At 54.0% G+C, this 26,613-nt stretch carries 31 protein-coding genes; 12 read left to right on the plus strand and 19 right to left on the minus strand.

The features are described from left to right. Positions 1 to 61: 61 nt before the first annotated feature. Positions 62 to 1,138 (plus strand): isocitrate/isopropylmalate dehydrogenase family protein, encoded by a 1,077-nt coding sequence (locus tag WC772_00395; GenBank protein MFA6169217.1) that lies wholly within the window; start codon positions 62 to 64, stop codon positions 1,136 to 1,138. Here WC772_00395 and WC772_00400 read toward each other — a convergent pair. After that, positions 1,057 to 2,100, minus strand: a complete 1,044-nt coding sequence (locus WC772_00400; GenBank protein ID MFA6169218.1) for a serine hydrolase — start codon at positions 2,098 to 2,100, stop codon at positions 1,057 to 1,059. The two genes, WC772_00395 and WC772_00400, sit on opposite strands and share 82 nt — an antisense overlap. Before the next feature lie 309 nt (positions 2,101 to 2,409). Between WC772_00400 and WC772_00405 the strand changes: the two genes are divergently transcribed. From WC772_00405 to WC772_00415, 3 genes are read left to right on the plus strand one after another with little or no spacing between them, the layout of a single operon-like run. After that, on the plus strand, positions 2,410 to 2,589 hold the full coding sequence (locus WC772_00405) for a tautomerase family protein (protein MFA6169219.1): 180 nt from the start codon (positions 2,410 to 2,412) through the stop codon (positions 2,587 to 2,589). A 2-nt stretch (positions 2,590 to 2,591) separates the two neighbouring features. Further along, entirely contained in the window at positions 2,592 to 3,035 is a 444-nt protein-coding gene (locus WC772_00410; protein ID MFA6169220.1) for a GatB/YqeY domain-containing protein, read from the plus strand. Next, positions 3,032 to 3,385: a sulfite exporter TauE/SafE family protein gene (locus WC772_00415; GenBank protein MFA6169221.1), complete on the plus strand. Its 354-nt coding sequence runs from the start codon at positions 3,032 to 3,034 to the stop codon at positions 3,383 to 3,385. The genes WC772_00410 and WC772_00415 overlap by 4 nt, the downstream gene beginning before the upstream one ends. On the opposite strand, the gene WC772_00420 is transcribed toward WC772_00415, so the two are convergent. The 3 genes from WC772_00420 to efp are packed head-to-tail and all read right to left on the minus strand — an operon-like array spanning position 3,386 to position 5,261. Further along, positions 3,386 to 4,255, minus strand: a complete 870-nt coding sequence (locus WC772_00420; GenBank protein ID MFA6169222.1) for a decaprenyl-phosphate phosphoribosyltransferase — start codon at positions 4,253 to 4,255, stop codon at positions 3,386 to 3,388. Then, entirely contained in the window at positions 4,252 to 4,704 is a 453-nt protein-coding gene (accB, locus tag WC772_00425; GenBank protein MFA6169223.1) for an acetyl-CoA carboxylase biotin carboxyl carrier protein, read from the minus strand. The genes WC772_00420 and accB overlap by 4 nt, the downstream gene beginning before the upstream one ends. Next, entirely contained in the window at positions 4,701 to 5,261 is a 561-nt protein-coding gene (gene efp, locus WC772_00430; protein MFA6169224.1) for an elongation factor P, read from the minus strand. The genes accB and efp overlap by 4 nt, the downstream gene beginning before the upstream one ends. A gap of 59 nt (positions 5,262 to 5,320) precedes the next feature. Here efp and plsY point away from each other — a divergent pair, with 59 nt between their 5' ends. After that, the gene (plsY, locus tag WC772_00435; protein MFA6169225.1) at positions 5,321 to 5,902 is read left to right on the plus strand and encodes a glycerol-3-phosphate 1-O-acyltransferase PlsY; all 582 of its coding nucleotides are present in this window, start codon (positions 5,321 to 5,323) and stop codon (positions 5,900 to 5,902) included. Next, positions 5,902 to 6,885 (plus strand): NAD(P)H-dependent glycerol-3-phosphate dehydrogenase, encoded by a 984-nt coding sequence (locus WC772_00440; GenBank protein ID MFA6169226.1) that lies wholly within the window; start codon positions 5,902 to 5,904, stop codon positions 6,883 to 6,885. The genes plsY and WC772_00440 overlap by 1 nt, the downstream gene beginning before the upstream one ends. Here the strand turns inward: WC772_00440 and WC772_00445 are convergent, their stop codons facing one another. The 14 genes from WC772_00445 to WC772_00510 are packed head-to-tail and all read right to left on the minus strand — an operon-like array spanning position 6,886 to position 20,805. Continuing rightward, complete coding sequence (locus WC772_00445) at positions 6,886 to 8,166, minus strand: secretin N-terminal domain-containing protein (protein ID MFA6169227.1); 1,281 nt, start codon at positions 8,164 to 8,166, stop codon at positions 6,886 to 6,888. It lies immediately after the preceding gene. Beyond that, positions 8,167 to 8,658, minus strand: coding sequence for a hypothetical protein (locus WC772_00450; GenBank protein MFA6169228.1), 492 nt, complete (start codon positions 8,656 to 8,658; stop codon positions 8,167 to 8,169). It abuts the gene before it with no gap. A 13-nt stretch (positions 8,659 to 8,671) separates the two neighbouring features. Continuing rightward, on the minus strand, positions 8,672 to 9,184 hold the full coding sequence (locus WC772_00455) for a hypothetical protein (protein MFA6169229.1): 513 nt from the start codon (positions 9,182 to 9,184) through the stop codon (positions 8,672 to 8,674). Then, positions 9,184 to 10,761 (minus strand): pilus assembly protein PilM, encoded by a 1,578-nt coding sequence (pilM, locus tag WC772_00460; protein MFA6169230.1) that lies wholly within the window; start codon positions 10,759 to 10,761, stop codon positions 9,184 to 9,186. The genes WC772_00455 and pilM overlap by 1 nt, the downstream gene beginning before the upstream one ends. 43 nt (positions 10,762 to 10,804) lie before the next feature. Then, positions 10,805 to 12,001, minus strand: a complete 1,197-nt coding sequence (locus WC772_00465; protein MFA6169231.1) for a hypothetical protein — start codon at positions 11,999 to 12,001, stop codon at positions 10,805 to 10,807. Further along, positions 11,998 to 12,477: a type II secretion system protein gene (locus WC772_00470; protein MFA6169232.1), complete on the minus strand. Its 480-nt coding sequence runs from the start codon at positions 12,475 to 12,477 to the stop codon at positions 11,998 to 12,000. Before WC772_00470 ends, WC772_00465 begins: the two co-directional genes overlap by 4 nt. Next, positions 12,477 to 12,860 carry a prepilin-type N-terminal cleavage/methylation domain-containing protein gene (locus WC772_00475; protein MFA6169233.1) on the minus strand — a complete coding sequence of 128 codons (384 nt, stop codon included), beginning with the start codon at positions 12,858 to 12,860 and terminating at the stop codon, positions 12,477 to 12,479. Before WC772_00475 ends, WC772_00470 begins: the two co-directional genes overlap by 1 nt. Further along, positions 12,857 to 13,384 carry a prepilin-type N-terminal cleavage/methylation domain-containing protein gene (locus WC772_00480; GenBank protein ID MFA6169234.1) on the minus strand — a complete coding sequence of 176 codons (528 nt, stop codon included), beginning with the start codon at positions 13,382 to 13,384 and terminating at the stop codon, positions 12,857 to 12,859. Before WC772_00480 ends, WC772_00475 begins: the two co-directional genes overlap by 4 nt. 4 nt (positions 13,385 to 13,388) lie before the next feature. Further along, complete coding sequence (locus tag WC772_00485) at positions 13,389 to 14,123, minus strand: glycosyltransferase family 2 protein (protein MFA6169235.1); 735 nt, start codon at positions 14,121 to 14,123, stop codon at positions 13,389 to 13,391. Then, a complete protein-coding gene (locus WC772_00490; protein ID MFA6169236.1) occupies positions 14,120 to 15,043 on the minus strand; it encodes a glycosyltransferase family 2 protein in 924 nt (307 codons plus the stop codon). The genes WC772_00485 and WC772_00490 overlap by 4 nt, the downstream gene beginning before the upstream one ends. Next, positions 15,012 to 17,075, minus strand: a complete 2,064-nt coding sequence (locus WC772_00495) for a 6-pyruvoyl-tetrahydropterin synthase-related protein (protein MFA6169237.1) — start codon at positions 17,073 to 17,075, stop codon at positions 15,012 to 15,014. The genes WC772_00490 and WC772_00495 overlap by 32 nt, the downstream gene beginning before the upstream one ends. Further along, positions 17,050 to 17,814, minus strand: coding sequence for a hypothetical protein (locus tag WC772_00500; GenBank protein MFA6169238.1), 765 nt, complete (start codon positions 17,812 to 17,814; stop codon positions 17,050 to 17,052). Before WC772_00500 ends, WC772_00495 begins: the two co-directional genes overlap by 26 nt. After that, the gene (glyS, locus tag WC772_00505) at positions 17,811 to 19,973 is read right to left on the minus strand and encodes a glycine--tRNA ligase subunit beta (protein MFA6169239.1); all 2,163 of its coding nucleotides are present in this window, start codon (positions 19,971 to 19,973) and stop codon (positions 17,811 to 17,813) included. The genes WC772_00500 and glyS overlap by 4 nt, the downstream gene beginning before the upstream one ends. Continuing rightward, positions 19,957 to 20,805: a glycine--tRNA ligase subunit alpha gene (locus WC772_00510; GenBank protein ID MFA6169240.1), complete on the minus strand. Its 849-nt coding sequence runs from the start codon at positions 20,803 to 20,805 to the stop codon at positions 19,957 to 19,959. The genes glyS and WC772_00510 overlap by 17 nt, the downstream gene beginning before the upstream one ends. Before the next feature lie 14 nt (positions 20,806 to 20,819). Here WC772_00510 and WC772_00515 point away from each other — a divergent pair, with 14 nt between their 5' ends. Genes WC772_00515 through WC772_00540 form a run of 6 tightly spaced genes read left to right on the plus strand, consistent with a single transcriptional unit; the run spans position 20,820 to position 25,305 of the window. Beyond that, positions 20,820 to 21,026: a zinc ribbon domain-containing protein gene (locus tag WC772_00515; protein MFA6169241.1), complete on the plus strand. Its 207-nt coding sequence runs from the start codon at positions 20,820 to 20,822 to the stop codon at positions 21,024 to 21,026. After that, complete coding sequence (gene trpD, locus WC772_00520; protein ID MFA6169242.1) at positions 21,026 to 22,033, plus strand: anthranilate phosphoribosyltransferase; 1,008 nt, start codon at positions 21,026 to 21,028, stop codon at positions 22,031 to 22,033. The genes WC772_00515 and trpD overlap by 1 nt, the downstream gene beginning before the upstream one ends. 41 nt (positions 22,034 to 22,074) lie before the next feature. Then, positions 22,075 to 22,797 (plus strand): LPS export ABC transporter ATP-binding protein, encoded by a 723-nt coding sequence (gene lptB, locus WC772_00525; protein MFA6169243.1) that lies wholly within the window; start codon positions 22,075 to 22,077, stop codon positions 22,795 to 22,797. Between the two features lie 5 nt (positions 22,798 to 22,802). After that, on the plus strand, positions 22,803 to 23,891 hold the full coding sequence (locus tag WC772_00530) for an LptF/LptG family permease (GenBank protein MFA6169244.1): 1,089 nt from the start codon (positions 22,803 to 22,805) through the stop codon (positions 23,889 to 23,891). Continuing rightward, positions 23,891 to 24,922, plus strand: coding sequence for a DUF3084 domain-containing protein (locus tag WC772_00535; GenBank protein ID MFA6169245.1), 1,032 nt, complete (start codon positions 23,891 to 23,893; stop codon positions 24,920 to 24,922). Before WC772_00530 ends, WC772_00535 begins: the two co-directional genes overlap by 1 nt. After that, positions 24,919 to 25,305 (plus strand): pre-16S rRNA-processing nuclease YqgF, encoded by a 387-nt coding sequence (locus WC772_00540; GenBank protein MFA6169246.1) that lies wholly within the window; start codon positions 24,919 to 24,921, stop codon positions 25,303 to 25,305. Before WC772_00535 ends, WC772_00540 begins: the two co-directional genes overlap by 4 nt. Here WC772_00540 and rlmD read toward each other — a convergent pair. Further along, complete coding sequence (rlmD, locus tag WC772_00545) at positions 25,295 to 26,563, minus strand: 23S rRNA (uracil(1939)-C(5))-methyltransferase RlmD (protein ID MFA6169247.1); 1,269 nt, start codon at positions 26,561 to 26,563, stop codon at positions 25,295 to 25,297. The genes WC772_00540 and rlmD overlap by 11 nt on opposite strands. Positions 26,564 to 26,613: the final 50 nt, after the last annotated feature.

Raw genomic sequence — 26,613 nt, forward strand, 5'->3', positions numbered from 1 at the left:
CCTTTACCGCCAAGCTACGTTTTGCTATAATATTATCGATAAAAGGAGCAAGTAATTTCACATGGTTTACAAAATAACTTTAATACCAGGTGACGGGATCGGGCCAGAAGTTTCAACCGCGGCCCGGCGCTGCGTTGACGCGACCGGCGTTAAGATCGATTGGGAGATCGCCGAGGCGGGAGCGGATGTCATCGCGAAGTATGGGACGCCGCTTCCTGATTCTACGCTCGCTTCGATCCGGAAGAATAAGATCGCTTTGAAGGGGCCGCTGACGACCCCCATCGGGACCGGCTTCCGCTCCGTTAACGTCGCGATCCGTAAAGAACTCGATCTTTACGCCTGCCTGCGGCCGACCAGGTCATATAAAGGGGTCAGGTCGCGTTACGAGGACATCGATCTGGTCATTGTCCGGGAAAACACGGAAGATCTTTACGCCGGAATTGAGTTTGAAGAAGGGAAGCCGGAGACCAAAACGTTAATTTCCGAGATCGAAAAGCTCTCTAAAAAGAAGATCCGGCCGGATTCCGGCATTTCCATCAAGCCGATCTCGGTCTTCGGCTCAAAACGGATCGTTAAATTCGCGTTTGAGTACGCCGTTAAACACGGCCGTAAAAAAGTGACCGCCATTTCCAAGGCTAACATTATGAAGTTTACCGACGGGCTCTTCTTTAAGGCGGCCCAAGAAGTTGCCAAGGAATATCCCGGTATCGAATATGAAGAACGGCTGATCGACAATATGTGCATGCAGTTGGTGCAAAAACCGGAGCTTTACGACGTGTTATGTTTGCCTAACCTTTACGGCGATATCCTTTCCGACCTTTGCGCCGGCCTGATCGGCGGTTTGGGGCTCGCTCCGGGGGCTAATCTGGGAGAAGACATCGCGGTGTTTGAAGCGATCCACGGTTCGGCTCCTAAATACGCGGGGCAAAACAAAGTTAATCCGACGGCGATGATCCTGTCCGCTGTTTTAATGCTTAATTATCTTGGTGAAACAGAAGCGGCCAATCGCTTGGACGCGGCGGTAGCCAAAGTGATTGCCGGGAAGAAGAACGTGACTTACGACCTCAAGGACGACCGGAACGACCCGTCAGCGGTTGGAACTTCACAGATGGCCGACGCGGTTATTGCCGCTTTATAAAGCCGTTTTTTGACGACCTTACGATAAACCTTCTTTTTAATTCGTTTGACCCGCCGACGTTTTTTTAGTTTTTTCTTAATAACCGGCTTTGGAAAGATGACTTTTTTCCCGGTGTACTCTTCATAGGCGGCTTGAGAGAGGGAGTTGATTAGTTTTCGGGCGTTTTTCTTCTGGCTAAAATTACTGGTGAAGATCCCCAGGATATAATTACCGGCTGGAGTGTAGACCACGCCAATATCATTTAATATTCCGGTGAGATTCCCGGTCTTATCGGCGATCGGGGTTCCCGACGGGACGCCGCGCCAGAGTCCCCAGCGGTATTTTTGGTTCCGCATGAACTTGAGCATCTCCGTGACCGAGCTCTCGCTGAACCCTTGCCGTTGCTCGATCCTGGCGACCAGGTGGGCCATGGCCAATGGTGTAGTCAGGTTCCGCCTGGGGAGCGGCGGCTCCCGCAGCATGGTGGGATCGGCAATAACAATCTCGCTTAATCCCTGGGCTTGCAGATAGCCATTGATCGCGTCGAGCCCCAGATTATCGACGACGATCTTGGTTGCGGTGTTGTCGGAGTGCATGATCATCAAAGAGATCAACCGACGGAGAGAATAATAGCGCCCGCACGGGGTCCACTGTAAAATACCGGATCCGCCCAGTCGGTCTTGCGGTCGGTAACAGACCTTGGTGTCAAGATTTAACAGACTATTCTCCGCCAAAGCGTAAGCGGCCGCCATGACTGGGACCTTGCCGACCGAGGCGGTTGGGAACTCCCGGGATCCGTTGATCGTCAGTTCTTTGCCGGTCCCAAGGTCGATGAAGGCGAGCCCGACTTTTTGCCCGTAAGGGGTCGTGAGTTTGACGAAGCGGTCATAGAGGGCTTGTTCTTTGTCCGGCGTTAGGTCGGCGCGGACAGACAGAGCAAAAACCTGACAAAATAGAACTACTAGAATGAAATATCTCGACATTAGGTGAATTATAACATAGCAAGACAACCGCGACGTTCAGTCGCGGTTATAAATAGTTTGACTGCTAAAAATCTAGAATCCATGGAAACCTGCGGCAATATCGCCGCGGTTTCCTGGCTTAATTTAACCGCGCAATTAATTGCGCGGTTAATTGGAAGCCGAGACGATATTGCCTGCCTGCCGGTAGGCAGGTCTCAGGCTTCCAAAATAACGAGTATCATTTGTTTAATCGTTAACCGAGGCGTTTAGCCTAGGTTGATTAACTTGTGTCGTTATTATTGCTATAATAATCGCCAGGAGGGGATAATTATGCCGATCGTTAGAGTTGAGATGTGGGCCGGCCGCGACAAGGAGACCAAAGCCAAACTGATCCAGGAAGTGACTAAAACGGTTTGCGACGTTACCAAGTGTCCGCCGGAGGCGGTTATCGTCGTGATCGATGAGATTCCGAAAGAAAATTGGGGCCAGAACGGCAAACAGGGAGGCTAATCGTGGAACAAAGCGAATTATTAAAGAAAATTAATGGCGATTTGATGAAAGCGATGAAGAATAAGGACGAATTCCGGCTGGCGGTCCTCCGGATGATGAAAAGTAAAGTTCTTTATGTCAATGCTCGCGGCGAGATCCCCGACGCGGAAGTCATCAAGATCCTGAATAAATACGGCAAAGAGCTGAAAGAGTCGATCGAAGAGTTCAAAAAACTTAACCGGCCGACTGAAGCGGGTAGTTCGGCCAAAGAACTGACCATTGTTCAGGAGTATCTGCCGCAAGAGCTCTCGGCCGAAGAGGTCAAAGCAGTGGTCCAGGAAACGATCGCCGAGCTTGGGGCGGCGTCGATCAAAGATATGGGGAAAGTCATGAAAGAGATTACCGCCAAGTTTCCGAGCATTGACGGCAAATTGGTCAGCCAGTTCGTGAGGGAAAGCTTAAAATGATCTGGGGACTTCTCCTGACCGGCCTTTTGGCCGGGATTTTCAGCGGACTTTTTGGGATCGGCGGGGCGACGATCGTCGTGCCGGTCCTGGTCCTTGGTTTTGGGGTCAGTCAGCACCTGGCGCAGGGGACGACTCTCGCGATGATGATCCCGCCGATCGGTTTGTTGGCGGTCTGGCATTACTGGAAGCACGGACAGGTTAATTTCTCCTGGGCGATGCTTCTTTGCGTCGGTTTTGTCTTCGGCGGTTTGATCGGCGCCTATTACGCGAACTTGATCTCGCCCGACCTGCTGCGCAAGCTATTCGGCATTATGTTCTTGGCCATCTCGCTCCGGCTGATCTTTTGGTAGTTAGAGTCGCCAGTAGATAATAATCATCAAAGCGACTATCCAGAGGAGGATGTCGATCAAAAGCGGCCAGTCGGAAAGCAGGGTTTTTTCCGGTTGTCCCCCTTCTTCTTTTTTATAGATCAAATACAGATAGCGGAATATCCCATACAGCACAAAAGGAACGCTGTAAACCAGGCTGGTGGTGCCGAATTTGGCGATCGTTTCCGGCCACAGGGTGTAGAGGGCGTAAGCGATCACGGTCGAGCCGGCAACGGCCGAGATCAGTTGGTCCAACAGGCGGGGGCTGTACTCTTCCAGGATCTTTCGGTGTTCGGTCGCCAGGTCAATGGTCATAAGCTCATGCCGTCGTTTGCCTAAAGCGATAAAAAGAGCGAGCAGAATGGTGCAGATGACCAGCCAGGGAGAGAGGACAACATTGATTACCACAACCCCGGCGATCGCCCGGAGAACAAACCCGGCGGCGATCGAGAAAACGTCTAAAATTACCATATTCTTAAGAAAAAATGAGTAGCAGAGCATTAGCAGAACATAAGCAATAACCACCCAGCCGAATGGGGTGCTAAAATAAAATGAGAGCGGGATTGAGACCAAGAGTAAGAGGGCGGCAAAATAGAAGGCCAGGAGGATCGGAACTTGGCCGCTGGCGATCGGCCGGTTCTTTTTAATTGGGTGTTTTTGGTCGGCGGCCAAATCTTTGAGGTCGTTGATCAGGTACATGGCGCTGGAAATAGCGCAAAAAATGAGGAAAGCGTCAAAGGCTTTAAATAAAGCGGTGATCTGGAAGAACTCCAGGGAGAAGATCAAGCCGGCGAAAACAAAGAAATTCTTGGTCCATTGGTTCGGTCTAAGAGATAGGAAAAGGGGGATCATGCTTTCTTTATTAAGAACAGCTTCTGCCCATACTCAACCGGTTTTCCGCTTTCAACCAGAACTTTTACGATCTTGCCGCTGACTTCGGCTTCGATCTCGTTGAAAAGTTTCATTGCTTCAATAATACAGACCACTTTTCCTGGTTGGACGCTGTCGCCAACTTCAACGAAGGCGGGTGATTCAGGCGAGGGAGTCCGGTAAAAAGTGCCGACCATTGGTGAAGTAATGGCGATCAAGCCTTCTTCTTCGGTGGCGGTTGGGGCGTGGATTGGCGCGATCTGGGCTGGGGCTTGGGGAATGGCGTGGGCAATAGGCGCCGGGGAGGCAATGACTCGTCCGCCTTCGCGGCGAACGTCATACTTGACCCCTTTTTCCTCGACGGATAAGCCGCTAATGTCTTCATCTTTGACCAGTTGGATCAATTTTTTTAAAACGTCCCAATCAATCATTGTTGTGACCTCCCGAGATATTTCCCTTCACGGGTATCGACTTTCAGGATCTCGCCGATGTTGATAAAGAACGGGACCTGAATGACCGCGCCGGTCTCCAGAGTTGCCGGCTTGCCGCCGGAGACTGTATCACCTTTGAAACCGGGGGAGGTTTCCTCGACTTTTAATTCAACGGTCGCCGGCAGGTCGATATCGAGGACCTCATCGCCATAAAATGAAACGTTGCAGACAAAGCCTTCTTTCAGGTATTTGCTTTGGTCGCCGACTTTAGAAGCCGGGACGCAAATCTGTTCGAAGGTCGCCTGGTTCATGAAATGAAAGCCTTCGGTGTCGGAGTAGAGAAATTGCATCGGTTGGTATTCAATCCGGGCCCGTTCAACCTTGTCATCAACGTTAAAGGTCCGTTCGATGATCGAACCGGTCCTAAGGTCCTTGAATTTGGCGCGCACTCTCGCCTGCTGGGCCCACTTGATGTGGTTGTATTCCAGACATTTGTAGATCTTGCCGTCTATTTCAACGGTCGCGCCGGCTCTGACTTCAGTAATAGATAATGACATAACGGAAATGAAATTATACCAAGCTTGACGGTCAATTTCAAGTAAAGTAGAATTGAAACATGAGTTTTCTCCTGATTCCGCTTTGTTACCTGCTTGGTTCGATCCCCTTTAGCTACCTGATCGCCAGGCTGTGGCGGGTCGATCTGCGCCAGGTCGGATCGGGGAATGTCGGCGCGACCAATGTCCTGCGTTCAGTCGGGCCATGGCCGGGCGCTTTAGCCTTCCTGTTGGATTTTCTTAAGGGGTGGCTGGCGGTCTATCTTGCCTTCTTGGTCGGTGGCGACCCCATTTTTGTTTTGAGCCTGGGGTTGGCGGTCATTATTGGCCATACCTATCCCATTTTTCTTGGTTTTAGGGGGGGGAAGGGAGCGGCGACCGGATTGGGAGTGTTGGCCGGGATCGCTCCGGAGATCTTTGCTCTTGCCCTTATCTTCGCTTTGGCGATCATTGCCTTGACCCGTTATGTTTCCGTCGCTTCTATTTTAACCCCCTGGTTGGTAGCGGCGTTAATGTATTATTGGCAGAAACCTATCCCGTATCTATTAATGACTCTGCTTGTCGCGGTCTTTATCTTTGTCCGACATGTACCGAACATAAAACGGTTGCGGAGCGGGACTGAACTCCGCTTGGGGAGCAAATAATGCGAGCAGTTATTGTTGGCGCCGGCGGCTGGGGAACGACGATCGCGCTCCTTCTGGCGGAGAACAAGATCCCGGTCACTATCTGGGCGCATGAACCTGAAGTCGTTAATTCGATCAATGAATTCCATGAGAATCGCCAATTTCTTCCCGGCTATCAGCTCCCCGCCTCAATTGAGGCTTCGACTGACCTAACTTGTCTGAAAAACGCCGAACTTTGTATTTTTGTCGTCCCGACCCAATTTCTGCGGCGCGTTGCCGCCCGAGCCAAAGGGTTGCTTTCCCCGACCGCCATCGTGGTTTCGGCCGGCAAAGGGATAGAAGAAAAAACCCTTAAACTGCCGGCTGAAATCATTGAGCAGGAGCTGGGGCTAAACCAGGTTTGCGTTCTATCCGGTCCCAACTTGTCTAAAGAGATCGCCAAAGGGTTGCCGGCGGCGGCGGTCGTGGCCGGCAGCGACAAAAATAAAATTTTGGCCGTGCAACAAGCGCTGATTTCCAAGCGGTTCCGGGTCTATACCAACGATGACGTGATCGGCGCCCAATTGGGCGGCGCGTTAAAGAACGTGGTCGCGATCGCGGCCGGGATCGCCGACGGGTTGCAACTGGGGGATAATGCCAAAGCGGCGATGCTGATCCGCGGGATCGCCGAGATCACCCGCTTAGGCGTCGCCATGGGGGGAAGCCGGGAGACCTTTGCCGGGCTGACCGGCATGGGGGACCTGATCACGACCTGTTCCAGCCGCTTATCCCGCAATCATTCGGTCGGCGAGAAATTAGCTGAAGGCCAGAGCCTGAACACGATCATGGCGGGGATGAAAGAAGTCGCCGAAGGGGTCCCAACCGTCATCGCGGCTTTGGCTTTGGCCAAACAGTATCGGATCGAACTGCCGATCGCCCAGCAGGTTTATGATGTCCTCTATCAGGGGAAGACCCCTTATACGGCGATCACCGAGCTGATGACCAGGGCCGCGACCGCTGAATGATTAGTGGATCAATCTCGCTTTCTGGCCGGCGCTTTTCTTTTCGAGCTCTTCTTTCGGCTTGTTCATCGACTCAATAAATTCCGGCGTGACGATATGCGGGGTCACAAAAACCAGCAGTTCGCTTTTTTCCTTGCTGGTCACGGTCTTTCGGAATAAAGAGCCGAGCAGCGGGATGTCCATTAAATAAGGGATCCCGAAATCGGTTTGAACGTCTTTTTCCTTGATCAAACCGCCGATAACGAATGTTTGTCCGTCGCGGACCACGACTTCATTTTTGGTTTCGGTCGTGTTTTCCTGCGGCAGGTCGCCGACGACCGAGCCTTCACTGACTTTCGGCGCGACCTTCATTCTGATCAGTCCGTTTTTAGAGACGTTCGGCGTCATGACCAGCGAGGTTCCGACCGACAGAAAATTAACGACCTGGGTGGTGGTGGTGTCGGAAATGACCGAGGTTTTATAACCGTACTTTGCGCCGATCAGGATCGTCGCTTCTTTATTGTTCATGGTCGTGATCTTGGGGCTGGCGACGACATTGTAGTTGGTGCCGGTGGCCAGGGCGGAAAGATAGCCCTCGACATTAACGTCGGTGTAAGCCTTGAAGACCTGGCCGTAGAGCCCTTGCGCCGGGTTATCGGTCGGCCGGCCAGCCAGGTTCTTCGTTTGCACGACGTCGTTGGCGTTATTGGCTTTGGTATATTTAACATCGAGTCCGAGGGAGCCGCCGGAGTTGACGCGGATCTCGATGATCTGGGCCTCCACCATCACCTGGATCGGCGGGATGTCCAGTTCCTTGATCAGTCGTTCAATACGAGGCAGGTAGTCGGAGCTGGTTTGAATGACCAGCGCGTTGTAAGAATCGTCGGCGGTCACGGTGCTGCCGGCCGGCAAAATGGCGGTCAGGGTGGCGGACAGATCGCTCGGCTTGGCGTTGCCGAGGTAATAGGTCCGCATGATCTTCTTGGTCGAAACAAAGATCGTGCCCGACTCTTCGAACCAATCGAGCCCCTTGGTCCGCAGGACCGCTTCCAGGCCTTCTTTCGGCTCGATGCCGGAGAAAGTGACGGTTACTTTTCCGGTGACGTCATCGGCGGCGACGATGTTGACTTTGGTCGCCTTGGCGAAGATCTGCAGGACCGATTTGACGTCCGCGTCTTTCAGGTTGAGAAAGACCTTTCCCTTGGAAATGGTGATGTTTTCCATCTCTTTGGGTGCGGCGGTGACGGAGGAAACCAGCAGCAAACCAATAATCAGAATGAACCCGGCCCTAATTTTATTTTTCATTTATTTTTCCTCCATTTTTAAGACTTTGGTCGAAGAGCCTTTTCTGATCGTGACATGGTCTTTGGCGATGGCCACGACTTGCCAGCCCATGATCGTGCCGCCGACCGGGACCGCTTGTCCCGAGATGAAGGCGACTTTCATATCGACATCCCACCAGATCCCTTCCAGTTTGGGGATCAGCGGTTTTTCCTCGCCGGCCGGAGCGGTGGGGGTGGCGGGTTTCGCCGGTTCGTCGCCGGGTCGCCGGACGTTGATCCGCAAAGCGAAAGGATCGACCAGTTTAATATCCGGCGGCGGCGGCAAGACGAGCGGCGCTTTCGTCTCCGCCGTCGGGGCGGCCGGAGCGTTGGCCGGTTTTAGGGGCGCTTGCTCCGCGGCTTCAAACCCGGTCTGCGGGACGAAATTAGTGGTTGGGAAAAATATCGGCCAATACGTTAAGGCCGCGTATCCCAGCGACGCGATCATAGCGACAATTAATATTACCGTTCTCATAGCTTTTCCCTTTTTAATAATAAGCGGTCAGGGTCATTTTTATGTCCAGGACCGGGTCTTTGGTGCCGTCGGAAGTGCAGTCTAAATTGTCAATAATGACCAACATCGGCAACTCGTTGAGAAAAACCATGAAGTCATACAAGTTCTTATATTTCCCGGTACAGGCCAGGCCGAATTTCAAGCTTCCTTTGGCCGCTTCCACGACCGGTCGGACGGTGATCAGATTGAGCTTGGATTTGGTGGTGGCCAGGGAGATGTTTCCCAGCGCTTCCAGGGCTCGTGCCTGCCTTGAAGTCGCGGTTTCGTCGTGCAAGATGCCGATCTTTTTCTGGAGGGTTTCCAAGATCCTGATCTTCCCTTCGGCGACCCGCAGTTCCAGCCTTAGCGTGCGGGCTTTGTCTTTGGACGAATTGACCTCCGTCAGGATCGGGCGGAAGAAGAAACTGTCAAAGAGATAGACCAGCAGCACGATCAGGGCGGAGACCAGCAGGTTCCTTTCTCTGGTTGATAGTTTTAGTGAGAACATTAACGCTCCTTTATGATCCCGACGATCTCGAAGTTGAACGCTTCAACATTGTAATCGTAATTTTTGATCGCCTGGACGAGCTGGACGTCGCCGAAAAGCGGCGAGGATGAAAGGGAGAGGACGAAGCGGGAAAGGATGTTTTCCGCCGAATCGTTCTGTTTGAAGGCCGTTCCCCAGAGATGGACGGTGCCGATCGTCAGGTTGATGCTGTTGACCGTGACGCTGGTCGGGATCAGCCGGCTAAGCTCCTCGAAAACCTTGGGGATCTGGGTCCGTTTTTCTTTGAAGGAAGTCATCATCAGGCGTTGTTTCTCTTCTTCAGCCGAGGCCCGCTCGATCAAATCGAATTGAGCGAGCCGGGGTTTGTAGAGATTGAGCTTGCTGTTGATCGCATTGATCTCTTGCCGCAGCATGTAGGCCTGCGACCAAAATAAAAAATAGACCGCCGCCAGTACGCCGATAAAGGCGGGAACCAGCACCGTTGGCTGGAGCAGCTTGGTGGTAATCAGTTTCCAGCGGTTCTTGACCTCTTCCGGCAGCAGATTGATCTTGTCTTTGCCGTTGCGGGCCGCGCCGATGGCGGCCGAAAGCCGGGGATTGAAATCGGTTTTAAATTTCGGGGTTTCGACCGGGATCCCCAGGCCGGTTTGCAGGAACTCGCGCAGATTAACGGTCAGGGAACTGCCGCCGGTCAGGATGATCTTGTCGACGCTGGCTTCGCCGCTTTGTCCTTTGTAGTATTCCAGGGTCCGGGAAATTTCGCCGAGGACTTTTTCCAGGGCCGGCCTGACCATCGCCTGGAGCTGGGTGATCGGAATATCCCTGACTTTGGGATAATTTTCGGCGGTCAGAGGGACCCCGTGTTCCAATTTGATCTTTTCCGCTTCTTCCGGAGAGATCTCGACTTTGCCTTCCGGAGAAACCAGGATGCCGGACATGGCGAGCGTGATGGCATCGCCGCCAACCGTTAATTCGCGGTTGAATTCGAATCGCCCTTTACGGAAAATACTGATGTTGGTGCTCCGTTTGCCGAGATAAATTATCGCCACCAGCTTGTCCGGGTCCTTTTTCAATTCTTCCTGATAAAGTTCCTGCAGAGCGATCGGCAGGACGGTAATGCCGGAGAGAACCAGTCCCGCTTTGTTGACGATCCGCTGGATATCGAGATAATGCTTATGATTGATGCAGGCGGCGACATAGTATTCTTTGGGGAGCGAATAATAATCGACCAGCGCTTCCTCGATCGGGAAGGGGAGGTCTTGGGCGAACTTCCATTTGATCGCTTCCACTAGTTCCGATTCGGAGATGCCGGCCAGGGGGAGGAGCTTGATGTAAGAATTGTCGCCGCCCGTGACGACAAACGCTTCCTTGGTCTTAATATTGTGAGTGTGGATTAATTTCCGGAGGGCGTCGGCCTTGGCGTCTTCCAGTTGGGGATGCTTGTCGAGCAGTTGGATGGGGACCTCGGTTACTCCCCAATTTTTTATGGCGAAGCCCGAATCTTTCGGCTCGATCTCAACGACCTTGACCGAGCTGACCCGGAGGTCAATCCCTAAGGCTGCTCTGTTCCATGGCATTTGGATTAATTATATCGGAACAGGGGCGATTGTCAATTCGGGTTTAATAGACTTCCAGCCAGTTGGTCACGTCGATATGGCCGCCGGTTTCTCCTTCCAAACCGATGATCGCGTCATAGTCGACCAGCGTCGTGTTGAGGGTGATGGTGCAGTTGCTCCCCAGGCTGTTTAGGAAGCCGCCGACGATGTTGCCGTTAAACTCAACGTTGTTGTTGATATTGACCGCCCCGCCGGCATAGATAAAGCCGTTGATCTCGCAGTTGTTGTTGATATTGACGAACCCGGGGGTCAAAAAGACGCTGCCGCCGCCGACCGTGACGGTCCCGGCCTCAAGGTTGTTGTTGATGGTGAAACCGATCGAGGAGTAAAACACGCATTGTTCGCCGATATCAACATTGTTTGCAATGGTCACTTCCCCCCCGCCAATTATCACGACATAGTCCTTGATTTTGACATTGTTTTGAATGTTGATCCAGCCGGTGGCGACGAGTTTGGCGTTGGCGTTGACGGTCGCGTTGTTGCCGATCGTTAAATTCCCGTGAACATAGTAAGTCCCCGAGATCGTTCCCGAAAGGGTCCGGTTTTGCGGCGTCTGGCTTTCGGCGGTGGCAATTTCCATGTCGTAATAAGTCGTGTCGAGCTGGGGAAAGCCTTCCGGGGTCGGAGTGTTCGGGGTGACCGTGCCGTTAACTTCAGTTGTCGAACCGGTGATGCTGCCGCTGGAAGAGAGATCGCCGTTGACGGTGGTGTTGGCGCCGAGGCTGACGTTGGCGTTGAAGAAAATGTCGCCGTTAATGATTACGTTGTTGCCGATATTGGTGGTGCCGTCGCCGGAGGGTGAACCGGCGAAGTAGAGCGGATAATTAATGAATCCCCCGACCGAACGGTTCAGAGCGGAGCGAATTACCCGGGAATAAGAGACCCCTTCGACGGTCAGGACCCCGGTGACCGTGACGGTAATCTGGTTGTTGGCCGCGTCAGTTATGGCGATCCGGAAAAAACCGCCGTTGAACGCCCTGGTCGCGGCCAGGGGGGGAGTCGTCCAATCGGTATCTTGGCTAAGTTGATTTAAATAATATTCCTGCCCCGCGCAGGCGATGAAAAAAGTTTTCAGCGAAAAATAGCCGCGGACCGCGAGGTTGCTTCCGGCAAAGAAGAGTGAAGTGAGCGAGACGACAAAAATCGTCAAGGCCAGGATAATGAACATTACCGCGATCAGGGTCACGCCTTTCCGTTTCATAATTGTTTTATCCTTAGCCCGACGCTTGATTCGATCACGAACTTATTTTGGCCGCTGACGATCGTCAGGCGAATCCGAATCGACTCGATCATATTGCTGCCGCTGGTTTCACTTCCGGCGTCGTCAAAATAACGGAAATTAAGCCCGCGGGGAATTAAAAGATTTTCGGCCAGGATCTCGGTGTTTCTTTTTAAAGCGGAGCCGTCCTGCCGGAAGGTGATGCTGTTGTTCTGGATGTTGCGGAACGTCACCTCGGTCGAAGTATGGACGGTCAGGTTGACGTTCCGGTTGGTCGTTTTTAGTTCCCTGGTCATTCTGGCCATCGCGCTTCGGGCGTCGAGCAAAAGTTCTTTCTGTTCGCTCATAAAGACCCAGGAATCGATGCTTTCCTGAATATAGACGGCAACCCCGGCGAAAAGGATGCCGATCAGCAGGATTACCATGATATTTTCAATGAGCGTGAACCCTTTTCTCATCAGTAGTTGCTCCTGATCGAATCGAACTCCACCGGATCGCCAAGCTTGGGATGACGGATGAAGACCGCGACCCGTTTGTAATCGGTCGGTCCGGCGACGTTCGAGTTCAAATCGCTGGAGGCGACATAAGTGATCGTGATCTGGGAACTATATTGGCTCAAATCGCCGCTGTAATTCGTTTGGGCCTGGTCGATCAGCAGATCGAACGACCGGATCAGGCACTCTTCCATTTTCCCTTCCGCCAGAGTTTGAGCGACAACATAGATCTCGATGCTGGAACCTTTCAGCCCGGTCGTGATGTAGATCGAGATCAGCGAGTACATGACGATCGCCAGCAGGGAGATCGAGAGGATCAATTCGACCAGAGTAAAACCGCGCTTCATTGGGTGAATATCCTCCCGGTGTTGGGGGTGATCCGGATCGTTTTCGTCGCTCCCTGAAAGCTAAGGGTGATGATCGCCTCGGCGGAGACTGCCGCGCCGTTTTTATCGATATAGGGGGCGCCGAGCGGATTGAATTCCAGTTTTTTCCCTCCGGCGATGTTGATCCCGCTGATGATGACCCCATTAAAGTCTTGGTTGATATTGACGGCGAAAAGTCCGCCGGACGGATCGGTGATCGTCGCATCAATCGCCCCATCGGTTTTGTAGACGGTGTAGGTGTTGTTCGGATCGGCTTCGAACGTGATCCCGTACCATTCGGTCATGATCAGCGCCAGGTTTCGAGTGTAGTTCAAGTCGCCGGCGACTTTCTTGACCGCCGCTTCAAGTTTGATCCCGGGATAGGGATTGAGGGAAAGAAAAGCATAGGCCGCGAGAAAGCCGATGACCACCATTGCCATCAGCATTTCAATCGCCGTAAACCCCTGCTTCATCGACAGGCCGCGCGCTGGGCGCTGTGGTTTCATTGGCCTAGATTTTAGCACTTCGATTTTTCAGATACAAGCCGGGAAAAAGCCGGTATTTCAGACAGACCCAAAGGGTGGCCAAACCGTAGACCAGGCTTCTTTGAAAATTGATCTCGGAGGCTTCCGGAAAGTAACGGCAGGGGACGGCGATCTCCCCCGCGCGCAAACCGAGCGCGGCGACCCCGGCGATGATTTCAGTGTCAAAAACGAAATCGTTGGAATATTTTTCCAGCGGGAGGGTTTCAATGATCTTTCGGCTGAAGGCCCGAAAGCCGGAGTGATATTCCGATAATTTGAGGTGAAAGGTCAGTTCCTCGACGAAAGAAAGAAAGCGGTTGGAAACGTACTTATAAAGAGGCATGCCGCCGGCCAGGGTCCCGTCTTTCCCATCCAGGAGGCGGGAACCCATCATCATCTCTTTTTCTCCCCGCAAGAGCGGCGCGGCCATGGCCGGGATCTTGGCGGCGTCGTATTGCCAGTCGGGATGGAGCATGATCACGACGTCCGCTCCCCGGGCCATTGCCTCGCGGTAAAGCATTTTCTGGTTGCCGCCGTAGCCGAGATTGCGCGGCGTTTTCAGGACGACGATCCCGAGGCGGTTGGCGATCTCGATCGTCTTATCGGTCGAGCAGTCGTCTCCCAGCAGGACCTCGGAGACGGACCCGTGGGGAATATCCTGAAAAGTCTTGGCCAGCGTTTTTTCGGCGTTATAAGCCGGCATGACGACAATGACCTTCATAGGTTGATCTTTTCCCTAATGATGTAGAGAGGGCGCTGCTTGCTTTCGTCGTAGATCCGGCCGAGATATTCGCCGATCACGCCGAGAAAGATCAGTTGGATCCCGCCGAGGAAGAGGAGGGTCCCCAGGACCGAGGCCCACCCTTCGATCGCCCGGCTGGTGAAAAAGCGGATGTAAATGGTGTAGAGGAGATAGAAGAAACTGCCCGCGGCGACAAACAGGCCGAGATAAGTCGCGAGCCGAAGCGGCAGGGCGGAAAAAGAAGTGATCCCGTCCAGGGCGAAAGCGGCCATCCGTCGAAAAGTATATTTACTTTGACCGGCGAAGCGCTGGTCGGCCTGATAGCCGACAAATTCCCGGCGGAAGCCGACCCAGTTGACTAACCCCCGGAGAAAACGGGCCCGTTCTTTAAGTTCTTTGAGTGGTTCGACGACGCGGCGGTCAAGCAGACGGAAGTCGGCTGCCCCGGTCCGCAGTTCAAGGCCGGTGGTCCGGCTCATCAGCCAGTAAAAAAAGCGGGCGGTAAGTTTTTTGCCGAGGCCGGTTTTGGCGTTATCCTGGCGGATCGTGTTGACGATCTCGGCTCCGGCCCGCCATTTTTCGACTAATTTGGGGATAAGTTCCGGCGGGTGCTGGAGATCGGCGTCCATCATGATTACCGCCTGTCCGGAGGCGCAGTCGAGCCCGGCGGACAGGGCGGCCATCTGGCCGAAATTGCGGGAAAGAGCGAGGCTTTTTATCCGCCGGTCCAAAGCGGCGAACTGCTTGATCAGTTCCAGCGAGCGGTCCTCACTCCCATCGTCAACAAAAATGATCTCGTATTTATCGGTCAGTTGGGATAGGGTTTGGTTCAAACGCGGCAGTAATTCGGGGAGGTTCTGCTCCTCGTTATTGACCGGGAGGATGACTGAGAGTGTCATTTCTGCCATTGCCGGCAATTATACCAAAGATCGCGGCGAAAATACCGGTTAGGGTCAGCAGGAGCCCCAGCCATTCCGGCCAGCCCGGGCGAAAGGTTAATTTGACTTCTGGTCGTTCGGGGTAGACCAGCATGAACGAAGGGGAGACGAGGTAGATCTTTTTCGCTCCAGTGACCTGCCAGTTGGGATGATAAGAAACTTTGATTAGGTGGGGGTAACCCGGATGGCTGGTCGTGAAAACAATCTCTTCCGGGGCGAACTTTTCGGTGATCATAACTTTTTTTAGCGGCTGGTAATGACCGGCCCCTTCGAGCGAGGCGGTCCGGGCGAGGAGCGGACCGTTGATCCCGCTGGAGATAAACCATTCAAAGAAGGCTTGTTTCCAACGGCGGGGTCGGATCGCCAGCGGTTGCTCATCGAGCGGTACGACGTAACGGCCGGAACTGGTCGTGATCCGGTAAAGGTTGTAATCGCCGAAAGTTTTTTCCAGCCGGAGCTCTTTGAGCTTGGCCGCTTGAGCTTTGGCCTCCGGGCTTCTGGCTAGGTATTCCACGACGTTGAAAAGTTCTAACCGGGGGAGGGCGGCGGCCAGGTTCAGCCGGCCGTAAGTGTATTGCGGAAAGGGGGCGGAACAGTTTTTTGAATATAAAGATTGCAGATAAAAGATGAACGGAGAACTGACCGACGATTGCATATAGAGCCCTTCCAGCGTTTCCCGGCCGGCGAAAAAGGGGAGCGATTCAAAAGCCCTTTCGGTCCCGAAGTCGTTGTGCAGAAGGGAGTGTTCGTACGCGACCCGCCCCGGGCCGCTCTGCCGAAGATAGGCGTTGATCTGCTGGAAGAGCGGCCAGCTCTTTTTTCCTTCAAAACCGGAGTAGTTCCAGCCGATCCACCCCTTTATATATGTAACGTTGGCGCTGGTAAAAATGATCGTCGCCAGAAGGACGATCGCCGGGAGGAGTTCCGGCTGTTTGAGCCGTTCTTTAAGCGGCAACAACAAAGTCGCGCCAAAAGTCGCGAACAGAATTTGCAACACTGGTATGAATCTGATGTCGAGCAGTCCGATCCGGGGGCCTAAAAAGTAGAAAACGAGGCCAATTCCGAAGCAATAGGCGAAATAAGCGGTCCGCCGGTCGCGGCGATTGAAAAATAGGGCGGCCAAACTTAAGGCTAGTCCCGGCCACAAGACCGGCGGGACAACCTCCAGCGGCGATTTGATCTGCCAGGCGGTGACGTATTCGGTCACGTACGGCAAAGTAAAGAAGAACGGGACCAGCCAGAACGCGCTTAGCAGGAGGCCGAGGCCAAAAACCCGGAAAAGATACCAGAGGTTGCGGCGGAAGCTAGTCCGGTCCCAGAGAAAGTAGCTGCCGATGATAACGGAGAAGATCACCGCGTAGCCGTGGCAAAGGGCCATCAGGGCGATCAGACAACCATTGACGACCATTCGCTTGTTGTTTTCGATCCCGGAGTAAAGCGAGCCGAAAAAAAAGAAAAGGAGCGAGATTCCCAAGCTGTAAGAAAATTCCCCGGCCAGCGTGCTGGGGATATTGGCTCCCCACATGCTGTTCGCTTCCATAAAAAGAAAGGGGAGCGTCAGGATCGCGCCGCAGACCGGGATTGGGAAAGGATATTTTAGCCGGCGAAAAAAATAATAGACGGCCAGCGGCAACAGAAAGGTCCCCAGAACGGTGACCAGCTTAAAAGCGATTGGCAGAGTTACGAGATAACCAAGCAGGACGATCAGCAGAAAAGGGAATGGGAAGTAATGGTAGAAAAGGGGGAAACCGGCATAGTTGCCCGGGAGCCAACCCATGATCTTGCCGTGAGGCAGGAGGTAGTCCCGTAAATAGACGGCGGCGTAATAATGAGAACCGGTGTCGCCGCCGGCGGTGATTGTGGCCGAAAAAAGAAGCCGGGGGTCAAAGAACGCCAGGAGGAAAATATAAATTAAGCAAAATGTAGCCAGGTCGATTAAGTTTAACCGCGCAATTAATTGCGCGATTTTATCTTTTGTAAATTTGAGCCGCAAGAAAAAACGCCCCCAATCCAACCAGAATGATGATCAACCAAAAACGATCGAAACCAAAGATCGCGTTACCGGCTTCGATGCGGACCGTGCCGGGGATGATGATCGTTTGTTCCGCCGTCCGCGCGATCGCGAAAAGCTGGTAGCTGCTGCCGGGCAAAGCGGAAAAATTGGTCAGTTTGATCTTGATGGCTCGGTTGGCGTTCGGCGCGAGTTTCAACTTCGTCGGCTTGAAATCGGCGGTGAGCTCCGCCGGTAAAAAAAGCTCAAGGTTAACGTCGAGCGGCTGGTCGAACTGGTTTTTGAGGGCAAGCGTTATTTCGCCGGCCGCAACTAGGGCGACCGGACGGGCCGCCCCCCAGAGCGGCGGCGGATTATTTTCGTTTTCGAGGAGAGTGGCCGAGAGGGCGGAGAAAGGATAGTGGTTGGCATCCTGGTAGTGCATGGTCAGGAGGAGCGGGCCGACGGTTTGATCGAGCGGGAGGGTGATAGTCGCTTCGTATTTAGCCGATGGTTCGACCACCGCCGCTTTCCAAAGGGGAAGGCGTTTTCCCAAGACGCGTAATTCACCCCAGACGTTATAAGCGCTTTCATCCCCCTTATTTATAGAGGAAACGGAGATAAAAAGCTGTTGTTTTTTTAGGACCGGGCGGAGTTCCGTTTGCAGGCTGATGTAACGGGCTGAAGCCGGCAGGGTGAGGAGGATGGCGCCGAGCAGGAAAAACGCCAACCGGCGGGTCATTTTTTTTCGCCGTCGACAACGATCTTGCCGAAATCAGCGACCAGGTGATAGGTATTGGCCAGTGACTTGAGCAGGGCCAGCCGGTTGCTCTTGATCCGTTCATCCTGGTGCATGACCAGGATCTGGTCAAAAAAGAGATCGACCGCCGGGGTCAGTTTGGCGAGAGCCAGCAAAGCGCCTCCCCATTTACCGTCGCGGACCGCTTCCGCCGCTTCCCAGTTGATCTTAAGATGAAGGTCGTGGAGCTCTTTTTCTTCTTTTTCCACCAGGTCTTCGGCGATGACCGTATCCCGTTTTGAATCTTTGGCGATCCGGCTGATCCGGTCGGCGGAGCGGACGATATCGAGAAACCATGGCTCGCCGGCCGCTTTCATGACCGCCTGGGCGATCGCGGAGCAGCCGCTCATGTCGGTGCAGTCGGCCAGGACCGCGTCGGCCACGTCGTAGCGGATCCCCTGGTCGATCAGGGTCGGCCGGAGGCGGGAGAAAATGAATTCAAGGAGCTGTTTCTTGATCTTAGGAAAATCCTGATAGCCGATCTCGCCTTGAGAAAATAAATATTCCTGGAAGATCTTTTCGTAAAGCTTATAGCCCTGTTCGATCGCTTCATCGAGCGCCAGGCTTAGTTTGTTTTCCAGCAGGATCCGGATGATTCCCAACGCCGCCCGGCGCAGGCCGTAGGGATCTTCGGAGCCGGTCGGGATCGCGCCGACGCTAAAATAACCGACCAAAGAATCGAGCCGGTCGGCCAGCGCCACCACCGCTCCTTCCATGGTCGCCGGCAGCTGATCGTCGGCAAACCGGGGGAGGTAGTGTTCAAAGATCCCCTGGGCGACGACCTTGTCTTCGCCGTCGATCAGGGCGTAAACTTTGCCCATCGTCCCCTGCAGTTCGGGAAATTCGTAGACCATTTTGGTCGTCAGGTCGGCCTTGCAGAGCTGGGCGATCCGTTTGACCTTGGCGAGCGCTTCCGGCCTCAACCCCAGATGGCGGCCGAGATGTTCAGCCAGTTTTTCCAGCCGTTCCGTCTTGTCGGCGATCGAGCCGAGCTTTTCGAAGAAGGCGACGCCGGCCAGGTCGGGGATCCTTAACTTCAAGGGGAGCTTTTTGTCTTCCTCAAAGAAGAAGCGGGCGTCCGATAATCTGGCGGTCAGGACCTTCTGGTTCCCTTCGACCACCCCTTTGTTTTTACAGCCGTTGGTGACGACGATGAATTTAGCGGCCAGTTTTCCGGTGTTATCCAGGAGCGGGAAATATTTTTGGTTCTTTTTCATGGAGGTGATCAGGACTTCCTGCGGGACCTCCAGGAATTTGGGGTCAAAAGAGCCGACGTAAGCGATCGGGTCCTCGACGAGGAAGTTAACTTCCGACAGAAGCGCTTCATCGATAAGGACTTCCAGCTTGCTGGCGGCGGCTGCCAGCTCGACCTCTTTTTTGATCTTGAGCCGGCGTTCGTTTTGGTCGACGGCCACGCCGAGTTTGGCTAGCTGCTGTTTATAAGAATGTAGGGACAACCCTTGTGCCTTGCCTGCCGGTAGGCAGGGTTGTCCTTTGGTGCGGACAGGGACAAGCCCTGTCCCTACATAACGATGACCAATAGTTTTGTTTCCAGACTTTATCCCGGCCAGTTCGAACTTGATGACCTTGGGGCCGTAGAGTGCGACGATCCAATGGATCGGGCGGATAAATTTAAAATCGAGATCTCCCCAGCGCATGGCCAGCGGCTGGTAAAGGCCGGTAATTATTTCCGGGAGGAGGGCGGGGAGGATCTTGGCGGTCTTTTCCCCTTTCTTTTCGATCTTGGCGAACAGGTAGTTTTTGTTGCCGACCGGTTTGACGACGATATCTTTAAGTTCGACCCCCTGGCTTTTGGCAAACCCGGTCGCGGCTGGCCTGGGGTTTCCCGCCTGGTCGAAAGCAATGTCGGCGGGCGGGCCTTTGACCTCTTCGGCGAGATCGGCCTGGCCGTCGGCCAGCGCTTCAACGTACAGGACGAGGCGGCGATTGGTGCCGAGGGTTATGACCTGGCCGAAGGCGAGGCGTTCCCGGCGGAGTTTTTCTTCCGCTTTGGTTTTCAGGTCGCTCAAAAAGCCCGGCATGAAACGGGCCGGGACCTCTTCGCAACCAAGCTCCAGCAGTAAGTTAAGCTTTTTCGACATATAACCTCGCGCAGTTGCGCGCCATCTTCCTGATCTTCAGGATATAACCCATTCGCTCGCTGACCGAGATCGCTCCCCGGGCGTCGAGCAGGTTGAAGGCGTGGGAACATTTCAAGACGTAATCATAAGCCGGGATGTAGAGTTTCTGGTCGATCATCGCCCAGGCTTCTTTTTCGTAAAGCTGGAACAACTGCAGAAGACCATCGATATTGGCGACCTCGAAGTTGTATTTTGATTGCTGTTTCTCCTGGGGGAGGTAAATGTCGCCGTATTTAACCGTGTCGTTCCATTTGATGTCGTAAACGCTGTTCACTTTTTGGATGAACATGGCGAGCCGTTCCAGCCCGTAAGTGATCTCGCTGGCGACCGGTTTGCAGGGGAAGCCGCCGCATTCCTGAAAATAGGTGAACTGGGAGACTTCCATCCCTTCCGCCCAGACTTCCCAGCCGGTCCCCCAGGCGCCGAGGGTCGGCGATTCCCAGTTGTCTTCGACGAAGCGGACATCGTGTTTGGCCGGTTCGACCCCGATCGCCCGTAAAGAATCGAGGTACAGGTCCTGGATATTAAGCGGTGACGGTTTCATGATCACCTGGTATTGGAAGTAATGGAAAAGACGATTGGGGTTTTCGCCGTAACGGCCGTCGGTCGGGCGGCGGACCGGGTCAATGTAAGCGACTTTCCACTCTTTTGGTCCCAGGACGCCGAAAAAAGTGGCGGGGGACATGGTCGCGGCCCCTTTTTCCAGATCGTACGGCTGGCGGATAACACAACCCTGGTCGGCCCAATATTTATTGAGATTTTCGATAATTTCTTGAAAAGTGAGCTGTTTCACGATACAATTATAACATGCCTTTTTATGATTACAAATGCGGTAATTGCGGGAAAAAATTCGAGGTCCAGAAAGGGATGAACGACGCGTCCATCCCGCGTTGTCCGGATTGCAAAGGGCTGGCCGAGCGGGTCTTCAGCGCGCCGGCTTTAGCGACCGGGAACGGCAGTTCCTGCGGCAGCTGCGGGACCGGCAGTTGTTCCTCCGGTTGCGGGTGTCACTAATGATCGACGCGATCAAAAAAGTTGTTGCCGGCCATAACCTGACCCGCGAAGAAGCGGGGGTAGCGATGGACACTATAATGAGGGGCGACGCGACCCCGTCCCAGATCGCCGCTTTTATCACCGCTCTCCACACCAAAAAAGAAAGTATTGACGAGATCACCGGTTTCGCCGAAAAGATGAGAGAGCATTCTCTGAAGATTTTTCCTCACGCCCATAATTTAGTCGATACCTGCGGGACCGGCGGCGACCATGCCGGGACCTTTAACATTTCAACCATTTCCGCCCTGATCGCGGCCGGGGCCGGGGTGGCGATCGCCAAGCACGGCAATCGCTCGATCACCAGCCGCTGCGGTTCGGCCGATCTGCTGGAAGCGCTTGGCGTTAAGGTTGATCTCGACCCGAAAAAAGTTGAAGAATGCGTGAACCAGGTCGGCATCGGTTTTATTTTTGCCCCCAATTTCCACAAAGCGATGCGGTTTGCCGCGCCGACCCGCAAAGAGATCGGCATCAGCACCGTTTTTAATATCCTTGGCCCGCTCTCTAATCCGGCGAACGCCCAAGCCCAGCTCCTGGGAGTATTTCACGAGGAGCTGACCGAGATCATGGCGGCGGTCCTAAAAAACCTTGGCGTCAAACGCGCCCTGGTCGTCTATGGTAATGACGGCCTGGACGAGATCTCGATCTGCGAAAAGACCAGAGTGACCGAACTCAACGCCGGGGAGCTTAAAACTTATTATATTAAGCCGGAAGATTTTGGTATACTGCGGGTTGGGAGCGAAGAACTGCGGGGCGGCGACCCGGCGGCCAATGCCGAGATCGCTATCAGGCTCCTGAACAACGAAGAAAAAGGGGCGAAACGAGACGTTGTCCTTTTGAATGCCGGGGCGGCGATTTACGTCGGCGGTCTGGCCAAAGACCTGAAAGAGGGTTGTAAAAAAGCGGCCGAGTCGCTCGCTTCCGGAGCGGCCAGACAAAAGTTGGAACAGTTAATTCATTTTACCAGATAGGAAACCGCGACGATATTGTCGCGGTTGTAATGGAGTGGCAGATGCACCTCAAAACCGAAAAACTAGTCAAAAAATACGGCGCGAAAATCGCGGTCAACCAGATCTCGATCGAAGTCAATCAGGGCGAGGTTGTCGGTCTGCTCGGGCCGAACGGCGCAGGGAAAACGACCACTTTTTACATGGTTGTCGGGCTGGTCCGGCCCAACGATGGGCGGGTCTTTCTTGGCGATCACGACATCACCTATTACCCGATGCACCAGCGCTCCAAGATGGGGATCGGCTATTTGCCCCAGGAGCAGTCGATTTTCCGCAAGCTAACCGTGGAAGAAAATATCTTTATCCTCTGGGAGCTGATGCCGGAGATCCCGAAGAAAGAATATGAACCCCGCTTGGTCCAGCTCTTGGACGAACTGGGGATCACTCACCTGCGCAAACAGAAAGCCTATTCTCTTTCCGGCGGCGAGCAGCGCCGGGCGGAAATTGCCCGGGCCCTTTCGACCAATCCGCAGTTCTTACTCCTCGACGAGCCGTTTACTGGGATCGACCCGAAAACGATCACCGACTTACAAGAGATCATCAACAAGCTGAAACAAAAAGGGATCGGGATTCTGATCACCGACCATAATGTCCGCGAGACCCTGGCGATCACCGACCGGGCCTATATCGTCCACAAAGGAGAAGTCCTCGTTTCCGGCAATTCCAAAGCGGTAGCGGCCAATCCCGAGGCGAAAAAATTATACCTCGGCGACGAGTTTAAACTGTAGGGCCCATGATCAAAATCATCGACCGTTATATTTTCAAGGAATTATTCGAGCCGTTCTTTTTTGGGCTCGGCGCTTTTACCGCGATCCTCTCGGCCTCCATGATTCTTTTCGATCTGGTCAGAGCGGTTGTTCTGAAGGGAATGCCGCTGATCGTCGCGCTTCAGCTTTTTGCTTTTAAATTGCCCGCCATCATTATCATCATTTTTCCGATGGCGACCTTGCTCGGCGCGATCCTGGCTTTTTCCCGGTTGTCGCACGATTCCGAAGTCATCGCTTTCCGGGCGTCGGGCGTTTCTCTTTACCGGTTGATCGTGCCGGTCGCCGCGCTCGGGCTATTGGTCGCTTTTACCAACATCGCTTTTTCCGAGATCGTGGTCCCGGAGGCGAACAAAGCGGCCAAGAACCTGGTCCTTTCGACCGCCGTTCAGACCAAGCCGAAGTTCCAAAAGAACGTCTTTGTCCCCGAATTGGAAAAGGGGGAACTACGCCGCATTTTCTACGCCGAATCGATCCAGGGGGGGGCAATGGCGGGGGTGATCGTCCAGGAGTTTTCCGGCGGCAAGCTGGTCCAGCTGATCAATGCCGACCAGGCAATGTGGCAGGCGGCTAAAAGCCAGTGGCTGTTCAAAAAAGGGACCGTCTATCTGCTCGAAGGGGGAGAGTACAAGCATTTGATCAAGTTCGACGAACAGCTGATCTCGATCAAATATACGCCGGCCGACTTTTTTACCGAAGAGCGGAACCCCGATGACATGACCATGGCCCAGATGAGGGATTATATCGGCTTGAAACAGAAAATGGGGACCGACGTCACCAGCTTGACGATCCAGCTTTACATGAAGATGTCGATCCCTTTTGCCTCGCTGGTCTTCGCTTTGCTTGGCGCGCCGCTCGGCATCTCTCCCCGACGGGCCTCCGGCTCGGTCGGTCTCGGCTTGTCGATCATTGTTATCTTTTTCTACTACATCGCGACCTTTCTCTCCATGTCGCTGGGTGAGATGAAGCTCTTTACGCCGCTGGTTGCCGCCTGGGCGCCGAACGTCGTGACCGGCGGCGCCGCCTGGTATATCCTGAAAAAAGCTTCGGAGAAATAATGAGCTTTATCGCGCAGATCATCATTTTGCTGGTTTTAGTCGGCGGGGTGGTCGCTTACATCGGGAACTTGGTTGGCAAGTCGATCGGCAAGCGCCGCTTGACGATCTTCAACCTCCGTCCCCGCCACACCGCCATGGCGATCACCGTCGTTTCCGGGAGCTTGATCGCGCTGGTCACTTTTCTGATCGTGATCACCATTTCCCAGGATGCCCGGACCGCTATCCTGGGGCTGGAAAAGCTTAAAGCCCAGGTCGATCAAAAAAACGTTGAGGTCAAGACCGCCAACCAGGCGCTGGTCCAGCTCAATAAAGAGTTGGCAGAAAAGCAAGAACAGCAGAAAGTGCTGGAGGAGAAGCTGACCAAGGCGAGGAACGAGACCGCTTCTTTGCAGTTGGCGCGGGAGAAGCTGGCTAAGGAGATCAAGACGACGCGGCAGGGGCAGGTCTTGTTCAAGAACGGGGATGTCATCAGTTTGTCGTTGATCCAGGCTGGTTCCGACCGGCAGAAGCTGACTGAAGGATTGCAGCGGATTGTTGCCTCCGCCGATCTAAGCCTGCGGGCGATGGGGATCAAAACGTCGGGTGGAGTAGTCTCGGTCGCGTCCGATGATTTTGATGCCGCCGTTGACGAATTGGCCGGTAAGACTGATTTTTATATCGTGAAACTGATCGCCGGCCGGAATGTTCTTTGGGGCGAGAAAGTCCCGGCCGGTTTTGATTTTGAACTGAACAGGAAGATTTACTCCGCCGGCGAAGAGATCGGCCAGCGGGAGATCCCGGCCAATCTGACCGATGAACAGACCCAGCAGGAGATCATGATCCTCCTGAAAACTGTCCATGTCGCGGCCCGGAGCGCCGGGATCATGCCGGACGCTAACGGTTCGATCGGCAGTATCCCGTATTCGCAGATCTTCGAGCTGGCGAAAAAGATCAAAGTTGGCAAAAAGAACGTCGTCCTGAAAGTGGTCGCGAAAAAAGATATTTATACCATCGGTCCGCTGGAGATCGAGATTAAGGCGGGTGGCAAATGATCGTGGCGATCGATCCGGGCAAAGACAAATGCGGCCTGGCGGTCATGGCCAACGACGGCGCGGTTAAAGAACGCCGGGTGGTGCCGCGGGGCGAGATCGTTGAGGCGGTTATTGCCGCTTACCGGAAGGATGCTCCCTTCGCCGTCGTGATCGGGAAAAGCGCTAATGGCAAAGCCCTCCAAAAAGAGCTGACCCTTAAGGGGATCGTGACGACGGCGGTCCCGGAAAAAAACACGACCCGGGAAGCCAGGGCCCGATACTGGCTGGAAAATCCGCCGCGCGGCTTCTGGCGTCTGGTCCCGGTCAGTTTGCGTTTCCCGCCGGTCCCGGTCGATGACTTTGCCGCGGTGATCATCGGCGAGCGTTACCTGGCTAAGGCGTAAGGAGCAGGATATTTTCCAGGTGGGGGGTGTGGGGGAACATATCGAGCGGCTGACAGCGTTTGATCCGATAACCAAACTCCTTGAAAGCCTCAACGTCGATTTTCTGCGTCCGCGGGTTGCAGGAAACATAGACCAATTTTTCCGGTTTCAATTCACCTAATTTCCTAATCACCTTTTTGTGCAGCCCCGGCCTTGGCGGATCAACGACCACGGCTTCAACTCGCCCTTCAAAAGAGGGGAGAACCTCTTCCGCCCGTCCGGCGGTCGCCGAGTAATTGCCGATCCCGTTCAAGCGGGCGTTCTCGAGCGAAAGGGCGGTCGCGGCGGCGTCTTCCTCAAAGCCGATCACTGTTTTGGCTTGTTTAGCGAGAGAGAGCCCAATGCTGCCGGTCCCCGAATATAGATCGAGCAGCGTTTCCCCGCCTCGTAAATCAAGGAACTCCGCCACGGTCAAGATCAGCTTTTCCGCCTGTTCCGGGTTGGTTTGAAAAAACGACTGGACCGGGATCTTGAAGCGGAGGCCGTTCAATTCGTCGAAATAATGGTCCTGGCCGCGCGTCGCCTGGATCTCGCCGACGGAAAGATCGGCCGGGGAGCGGTTCAGGCTCCAGGTGATCCCCTGAACTTCAGCCTGCAATTCCGGCCAGAGCTTGTCCAACGGGAAAGGGCCGCTCTCATTGGTCAGGAAGTTCAAGATCGTATTGGGGACTTTTTTCCCTTCCCGGATAATGACGTGGCGCATCGGCCCCTCCGGGTGGGTCAGTAGCTTGTGTTTGGCCGTGAATTCTTTTATTTTGCCGATCAGCCGATTACATTTTTCAGAGAGGAGAAGGCACTCCTTGAGATCGAGGACCTCGCTTTTTCCCCGACGGAGGCCGAGGGTGAAATTAGGGCCAAAGGCAAAATCCATCCGGTTGCGGAAATAAAACTGTTTTGGTGAGGGGATTATCGGTTCGCTCTCCCCAAAAAGCTGTTTGATCAACGCTTCCTTGTGCTTGAGCTGGGCGGGATAGCTCAAACCCTGCCAGGGACAGCCGCCGCAATAGCCGGCGTAAGGACAGGGGGGCTCGATCCGGTCGGGTGAGGGTTCGAGGACTTCGATGATCTCGGCCAGCTTTTTGCTTCGATTGGTGACGTTGACCGCCAGCCGGTCGCCGGGATAAGCGAACGGGACGGTCAGAAGCGAGGTTTTATTTTCCCGCCGGCCGAGCCCTTTCCCTTTTTCGTCAAAAGCGGTAATGGTTACGATCTCATACATATAAATTATTATAGCTTACCTGGAAAACTTTAGTGAAATAATTGCCGGTT

This window comes from Candidatus Margulisiibacteriota bacterium (assembly GCA_041661965.1).
Taxonomy (GTDB): domain Bacteria; phylum Margulisbacteria; class WOR-1; order O2-12-FULL-45-9; family XYB2-FULL-48-7; genus XYB2-FULL-45-9.